The organism is Kitasatospora sp. CB02891 (assembly GCF_002803145.1).
Classification (GTDB): domain Bacteria; phylum Actinomycetota; class Actinomycetes; order Streptomycetales; family Streptomycetaceae; genus Kitasatospora; species Kitasatospora griseola.
The window spans coordinates 178,001-184,000 of record NZ_NNBO01000016.1 but is presented as its reverse complement, the minus strand read 5'-3'; the positions used below and the strand labels follow the sequence as shown (position 1 = coordinate 184,000).

Here is a 6,000-nt window from a genome sequence, read left to right as displayed (position 1 = left end):
CAGGCGCCGCCGGCTGCGGGGCCGGAGCGGGCGCGGCGGGCTGCGGGGCCCGCGCCGGGGCGCCCCAGCCGCCACCGGCCGGCGGGGCCGGGGGCGCGTACGAGGCCGCTGCGGACTGTCCGGACGGCGAGGAGGTGCCACCGGACGGGTCGACGATGCACTCGACCCGCCAGTCCACGCCCAGCGCGTCCGTCAGCGCCTGCCGCAGCACCTCGTCGCTGTGGCTGCCGACGAAGCTGTCCCGGGCGCCCGCGTTCACGAACGACACCTGCAGCGTGCTGCCGTCGAAGCCCGCCACCTGGCCGTTCTGGCTGAGCAGGATCCAGGTGAACCGGCGGCGGTTCTTCACCGCCTCCAGGATCTGCGGCCACATCTGCCGGATCTGTGCCGCGCCCTGCTGCGCGGCCGCCGTGGGCTGGCCGGCGGGCGGCGCGGCGGCCGGCTGCGGGGCCGGGGCCTGCGGCGGCTGTGCTTGCGGGGGCTGCTGGACCGGCTGCACCTGCTGGGCCTGCGGCTGCGGGGCCGGGGCGGGCGGCGGGGTCTGGTCCGCCGAGGGGAAGCTGCGCGGGATCGGCCAGGCGCCCGGGGCCGGGCCCGACGGTGCGGGAGCGGGTGCGGGAGCGGCAGCGGCAGCCGGTGCCGGGGCCTGCTGCACGGGGGCCGGCGCCGGCTGCACGGGAGGCTGGGCCTGCTGGACGACCGGCTGCTGCACCGGCGTCTCCACCGGCGCGGGCTGGAACGCCATCGGCGCGGCGAACCCGCCGGTGGCGGCCCGGCGCTCCAGCTTGTCCAGCCGGGCCTGCGTCGACAGCTCGTCCCCGTACGCGCCGGGCAGCATCACCCGGGCGCAGATCAGCTCCAGCTGCAGCCGGGGGGCGGCGTTGCCGCGCATCTCCGTCAGACCGGTGTTGACCAGGTCCGCGGCACGGCTCAGCTCGGCCCGGCCGAAGCGGTCGGCCTGCGCCTGCATCACCGCGACCCGGTCGGCCGGGGCGTCGATCAGGCCCTTCTCCCCCGCGTCCGGCACTGTGGCCAGGATCACCAGGTCGCGCAGCCGCTCCAGCAGGTCCGTGACGAAACGCCGCGGGTCGTGCCCGCCCTCGACCACCCGGTCGACCACCTGGAACACCGTCGCGCCGTCCTGCGCCGCGAACGCGTCCACCACCTCGTCCAGCAGCGAGGAGTCGGTGTACCCGAGCAGCGCGGTCGCCATCTGGTACGTCACACCGGCCTCGCCGGCGCCCGCCAGCAGCTGGTCCATCACCGACATCGAGTCACGCACCGACCCGGCGCCGGCCCGCACCACCAGCGGGAACACCGAGTCCTCGACCTGAATGCCCTCGCGCCCGCACACCTGCGCCAGGTAGTCGCGCAGCGTGCCGGGGGGCACCAGCCGGAACGGGTAGTGGTGGGTGCGGGACCGGATCGTCCCGATCACCTTCTCCGGCTCGGTGGTGGCGAAGATGAACTTCAGGTGCTCCGGCGGCTCCTCCACCACCTTCAGCAGCGCGTTGAAGCCGGCCGAGGTCACCATGTGCGCCTCGTCCAGGATGAAAATCTTGTAGCGGCTGTGCACCGGCGCGAAGAACGCCCGTTCCCGCAGCTCACGCGCGTCGTCCACACCACCGTGCGACGCCGCGTCGATCTCGATCACATCGATCGACCCCGGCCCGCCGGTCGCCAGATCACGACACGACTGACACTCCCCGCACGGCTCAGGGGTCGGCCCCTGCTCACAGTTCAGGCAGCGGGCCAGGATGCGGGCACTGGTCGTCTTTCCACACCCACGCGGCCCGCTGAACAGGTACGCGTGGTTGACCCGGTTGTTTCGCAGGGCCTGCTGGAGCGGGACGGTCACGTGCTCCTGCCCGATGACCTCCGCGAAGGTCTCGGGGCGGTAGCGGCGGTACAGGGCTAGGGACACGCCACCGACGATATCGGGACCAACGGACAAACGTGGCTCCCCACCCACCACGCCCCCGGAAACGCAAGGACCCCTCGCGCACCCGCCAGAGCCCTCCTACCCTTGCTGCCTTCCGGCCCTGGGGGGGTTCAGAGAGATGACGCCACACGAGGGGCTGCCCCAAGAGTAGCGGATCCCGGCCCCCACTCCCCCCACCCACCCCGATCTCCGATCCGCAGGCCACCCCCGCCACCCACCTGCGAGACCGTGGTCGCAACCACCCCTCAACATGTACTAAGCTCTCCCACGGAGGATTCGCCTAGAGGCCTAGGGCGCACGCTTGGAAAGCGTGTTGGGGGCAACCCCTCACGAGTTCGAATCTCGTATCCTCCGCCTTGATCGAAGGCCCGGACCGCTCAGCGGTCCGGGCCTTCGTCGCTCACGGGCACCTGTTCAGAACCACTCGAAACGGCACGCCGAAGATCGCGCCAGGAGCGCATCACGTCGACCACCAGCCGCAGGATCGTCCGCGCCGATCGAAGCAGCGCGACGATGAACGCCATGATCCCGAGCACGGTGCCGCCCCACGCGGCTGCGGATCTCCACACGCCAAGCCTCCAGACGCCCCCGCCATGTTCCCGACTCGTGGCGCGGAAGTCTGTACCCAGTCAGGTACATCTGCGCATTGACTTCGGAATGTGTTCCGAAGTAGCGTGGCCGCATGTCCACTCTCACCGTGTCGTTCTCCGACCTGTCGAAGAACTCGAAGCGCGTCGCGGACACCGTCGAGCAGGCACAGCGCGTCCACGTCACCCGTCGCGACGGCGAGGACCTGTACCTAACCACGGAACGCCACGACCGTCAGCGCGAGGAGACCGCGGATGTCACCGCGCGCCTGTTCGCGGCCCTCATCGCCAGTGACGAGGGTGCGCGCGCGGTTCTCCTCGCCCTCCCCGAGGTCTTCCCCTGGACCCGGCACCTGTCGGCCGAGGAGGTACGCGAGTTCGTCGTCGACCTCGTGAACGCCATCCGCGACGTGGTGGAGTTGGACGTTCACGCCAACCTGCACCGTGTGATCGTCGAATGGCGGGCCACCGCCAGGATCCTGGCGGACCCCGAGCTGAGCGCCCAGCTCACCGGACCGCTCCCGGGCGATGACCACGGCGAGGTACTTATCCCGTGAGCCCCAAGCGTGGAGACGACGTCCCGCCGCCACCGATCGATGACGAGTGGCGGCTTCGATTCGCCACCAGCGAGGCCGCCAAGGGGTGGGGCGACCTTTGCGCGGAGGTGCCGGGGAACACTCGTCGTTGCTTCGAAGCGCTCCGCGCCGACCCCTTGTCCACGCGCGACCCCGATCGACAGCACCGGCTCCGAGGCCGCCTGGCGACGCGCGTTCTCGGCGGGGACGAGCTACCGCAGTGGGAGTACGAGGTGACTGCCGGCGGGCGCGTGCGCTACCTCGTCGACGAGCCGGGGCGGACCGTCCATCTCGTCTACGCCTCGCCTCGGCACCCCAAGGACACGGATAGCTGACCCTGAGCAAGATAGGCGATCCGGCCGTAGGTGCCAGGCAGCGTGGTCTCAGTTTTGGTCTCATTCATCGCCGTCCAACCAGGTACGGCCACCACCCAACGGCTTGCTCCGTTGCAGTTCAGGACGGGAGCGAACCCCGGCGGACGGTGCCGGGGAGAATTGGAAAGCGTGTTGGGGGCAACCCCTCGCGAGTTCGAATCTCGTATCCTCCGCCTCGATCGAAGGCCCGGACCGCAACAGCGGCTCGGGCCTTCGTCGTTTCCCGAGAAGCCAGGCCACCCTGCGATATGGCAAGTATGGTGGCATGTATGGCATCCAAGAAGGTCACCGTCACGCTCCCCGAGGAACTGCTGGACGAGATCCGCGCGGACAGTGCCGACCGCGGCCTCTCCGCCTACGTCGCCGACGCTCTCCGAGCCAAGCGCGACCGCAACCGTCTGCAGGAGCTGGTCGTCTGGCTGGAGGAAGAACACGGGCCGGTCAGCAGCGACGAACGGGCTGCCGCCCACTCGGAACTGGACGACCTCGACGCGGAGCACGACCGGCGGCGCGCGGCCCGTGACAAGAACAACGGGGCGGCCGCGTGAAGAAGCGCACCGCGGAAGACCGGCGGCTGCGCATCTTCGTGCTGGACAGCGAGGCACTGTCGCTCGCGGTTCGCGGCGACCGGATGATGATCGCTCGGCTCGATCTCGCCGCCCGCGGCGAGGCGGAGATCGTCACCTCGCCGATGACCTTGGTCGAGGCGTACGACGCGCGCACCACGGAGCAGCGCTGGGACTGGGTCCTGTCGCGAGTGAACGTCGCCGAACTGGGCAAGGACGAGGCGCGCCAGGCACGTCGGCTGCTGGCGGACGCCGGCCTGCACGGACACAAGTACGCGATCGACGCCGTGCTCGCGGTGGTGGCGCTGCGGCAGCGGGGCCAGGTGACGGTCTTCACCTCCGATCCGGAGGACCTGGAGAGACTGCTGCCGGACCACATCGTGGTGATGAAGGTCTGACCTGTCCGCACACGCCGGAAGAATCTGAGTCGGCAAGGATGAACGCCGGCGGACAGGGCCTGGGGTCAGTTTGGTCTCAGCCACCTCCGCTCAACCGGGTTCAGGCACTGTCCACCGATTTGCTCTGCCGCAGGTCAGAACGGCCCGCGAGTTCGAATCTCGTATCCTCCGCCTCTGCCCATCCGTGCAGACGGAAGGCCCCGACCGGGTTCCGGTCGGGGCCTTCGTCGTTGTTGTGGTTTCGGGGAGGCGTGGTTCAGCCGCACAGGGCCGCGTCGACGGCGTCCTCGGTCGGCTGCAGGTCCGCCATGCTGGTCGGGTCGACCGTTGTCGTGACGCTGGCGGCGCATCCGTCGTCGGTGGCGGCGCTCCAGGTTCCGTAGCCGGGGATGCTGCCGTTGTGCCACCAGACGGTCTTGTGGCACGACAGCTGTGTCCTCATGATCCCCAGTCCGTAGTCGTAGCCGGGCGCGCCCGTGGGGGCGGTGGTGCGCATCTGCTCCAGCTCGGGGCCGCTGAGGAGGTGGCCTTCCTTCATGAGCTCGGAGAAGAACCGGGTGAGGTCGGAGCTGGTGGAGACCATCGCGCCTGCCGCCCAGGCCGCGGAGGGGTCGATCTCGGTGACATCACGCAGCGATCCGTTCGGGCCGTCCTGGTGGTAGCCGTGGGGGTGAGGCCCCCTGAGGGTGGTTTCGGCGGGGGCGGGGAGGTAGGTGTGGCGCAGCCCGATCTTCTTGACGATGCGCTTGTCGACCTCCGCGGCAAGGGGCCGTCCGGTGACCTTTTCCACGATCATCCCGGCCACCAGGTAGTTCGTGTTGCTGTACCCCCAACTCGTTCCCGGGGCGAAGTCGGCTTCGTGTCGCAGCGCGATGTCCAGGGTGTCGCGGGGAGAGAGGTAGCGCCGCTGGAGGATGTCGGCGGTGACGTCGTCCTCGTAGTCGGGAAGTCCGCTGGTGTGCTGCAGGAGCTGACGCACCGTGATGTGGCGTCCGTCGATCCCCTGCCCGCGCAGGAGTCCGGGCAGGTAGGTCTCGACCGGGTCGTCGAGGCGGATCCTGCCCTCGCCGACCAGTTGCAGCACGACGACCGCGGTGAACGTCTTGGTGACGCTGCCGATCCGCACCTGGCCGTCCCGGGGCATTTTTGCACCGGTGGCCAGGTCCCCGACGCCCGCGGCATAGGTACGGGTGTGGCCGGCCCGGTCACGGACGGCGGCCAGAGCGCCGGGCACGTGATCGGGGCTCACCATCGCGTTCAGTCGCTGCTGGGTGGCGTCCGGCCTGGCGGCCCCCGGGGCGGCGACGGCGGACGGGGCAAGCGCGCCGAGGGCGAGAGCCCCGATGGCCACGGTGACGGCAGCGCGAGTCCTCCTGCGACGCAGGACGTGGGGCCGAAGCGGCGTACGTGAGTTCATGGAATGTCATCTCTGATGGTGTGTGTGCGGGTCTGATGTTTCGCCGGGGTTCCCGGCGCGGTCAGTGCCCGGAGAGGTTGCGGCGGACGCACGCGACGTACTGGTGGAGGCCGTCGGGGCGGTAGCGCTCCTGGATTTGGT

At 70.2% G+C, this 6,000-nt stretch carries 7 protein-coding genes, 1 tRNA gene and 1 other RNA gene; 5 read left to right on the top strand and 4 right to left on the bottom strand.

Going from position 1 to position 6,000, the window contains the following annotated elements:
• Together CG736_RS29810 and ffs are read right to left on the bottom strand one after the other, a co-directional pair.
• A partial coding sequence (locus CG736_RS29810) for a DNA polymerase III subunit gamma and tau (RefSeq protein WP_100589251.1) occupies positions 1-1,924 on the bottom strand: 1,924 nt, incomplete at its 3' end.
• A gap of 65 nt (positions 1,925-1,989) precedes the next feature.
• Positions 1,990-2,080, bottom strand: an RNA gene (gene ffs / locus CG736_RS29805) — signal recognition particle sRNA small type.
• Between the two features lie 131 nt (positions 2,081-2,211).
• On the opposite strand from ffs, the gene CG736_RS29800 reads away from it, so the two are divergent.
• A tRNA-Ser gene (locus tag CG736_RS29800) sits at positions 2,212-2,296 on the top strand.
• Positions 2,297-2,319: 23 nt separating this feature from the next.
• On the opposite strand, the gene CG736_RS29795 is transcribed toward CG736_RS29800, so the two are convergent.
• Positions 2,320-2,466 (bottom strand): hypothetical protein, encoded by a 147-nt coding sequence (locus tag CG736_RS29795; RefSeq protein WP_157815794.1) that lies wholly within the window; start codon positions 2,464-2,466, stop codon positions 2,320-2,322.
• 158 nt (positions 2,467-2,624) lie between these two features.
• On the opposite strand from CG736_RS29795, the gene CG736_RS29790 reads away from it, so the two are divergent.
• The 4 genes from CG736_RS29790 (at position 2,625) to CG736_RS29775 (ending at position 4,442) form a co-directional block, all read left to right on the top strand.
• Positions 2,625-3,086 (top strand): prevent-host-death family protein, encoded by a 462-nt coding sequence (locus tag CG736_RS29790; RefSeq protein ID WP_100589228.1) that lies wholly within the window; start codon positions 2,625-2,627, stop codon positions 3,084-3,086.
• Entirely contained in the window at positions 3,083-3,439 is a 357-nt protein-coding gene (locus CG736_RS29785; RefSeq protein ID WP_100589227.1) for a hypothetical protein, read from the top strand. The genes CG736_RS29790 and CG736_RS29785 overlap by 4 nt, the downstream gene beginning before the upstream one ends.
• A gap of 308 nt (positions 3,440-3,747) precedes the next feature.
• On the top strand, positions 3,748-4,026 hold the full coding sequence (locus CG736_RS29780; RefSeq protein ID WP_100589226.1) for a CopG family transcriptional regulator: 279 nt from the start codon (positions 3,748-3,750) through the stop codon (positions 4,024-4,026).
• On the top strand, positions 4,023-4,442 hold the full coding sequence (locus tag CG736_RS29775) for a PIN domain-containing protein (RefSeq protein ID WP_100589225.1): 420 nt from the start codon (positions 4,023-4,025) through the stop codon (positions 4,440-4,442). Before CG736_RS29780 ends, CG736_RS29775 begins: the two co-directional genes overlap by 4 nt.
• Before the next feature lie 256 nt (positions 4,443-4,698).
• On the opposite strand, the gene CG736_RS29770 is transcribed toward CG736_RS29775, so the two are convergent.
• Positions 4,699-5,859 (bottom strand): serine hydrolase, encoded by a 1,161-nt coding sequence (locus tag CG736_RS29770; RefSeq protein ID WP_100589224.1) that lies wholly within the window; start codon positions 5,857-5,859, stop codon positions 4,699-4,701.
• Positions 5,860-6,000: the final 141 nt, after the last annotated feature.

What these genes read in the sequence shown, in the direction of transcription:
- CG736_RS29770 (WP_100589224.1), bottom strand. Translation starts at nt 5,859, where the DNA reads ATGAACTCACGTACGCCGCTTCGGCCCCACGTCCTGCGTCGCAGGAGG.
- CG736_RS29780 (WP_100589226.1), top strand. Translation starts at nt 3,748, where the DNA reads ATGGCATCCAAGAAGGTCACCGTCACGCTCCCCGAGGAACTGCTGGAC.
- CG736_RS29790 (WP_100589228.1), top strand. Translation starts at nt 2,625, where the DNA reads ATGTCCACTCTCACCGTGTCGTTCTCCGACCTGTCGAAGAACTCGAAG.
- CG736_RS29795 (WP_157815794.1), bottom strand. Translation starts at nt 2,466, where the DNA reads ATGGCGTTCATCGTCGCGCTGCTTCGATCGGCGCGGACGATCCTGCGG.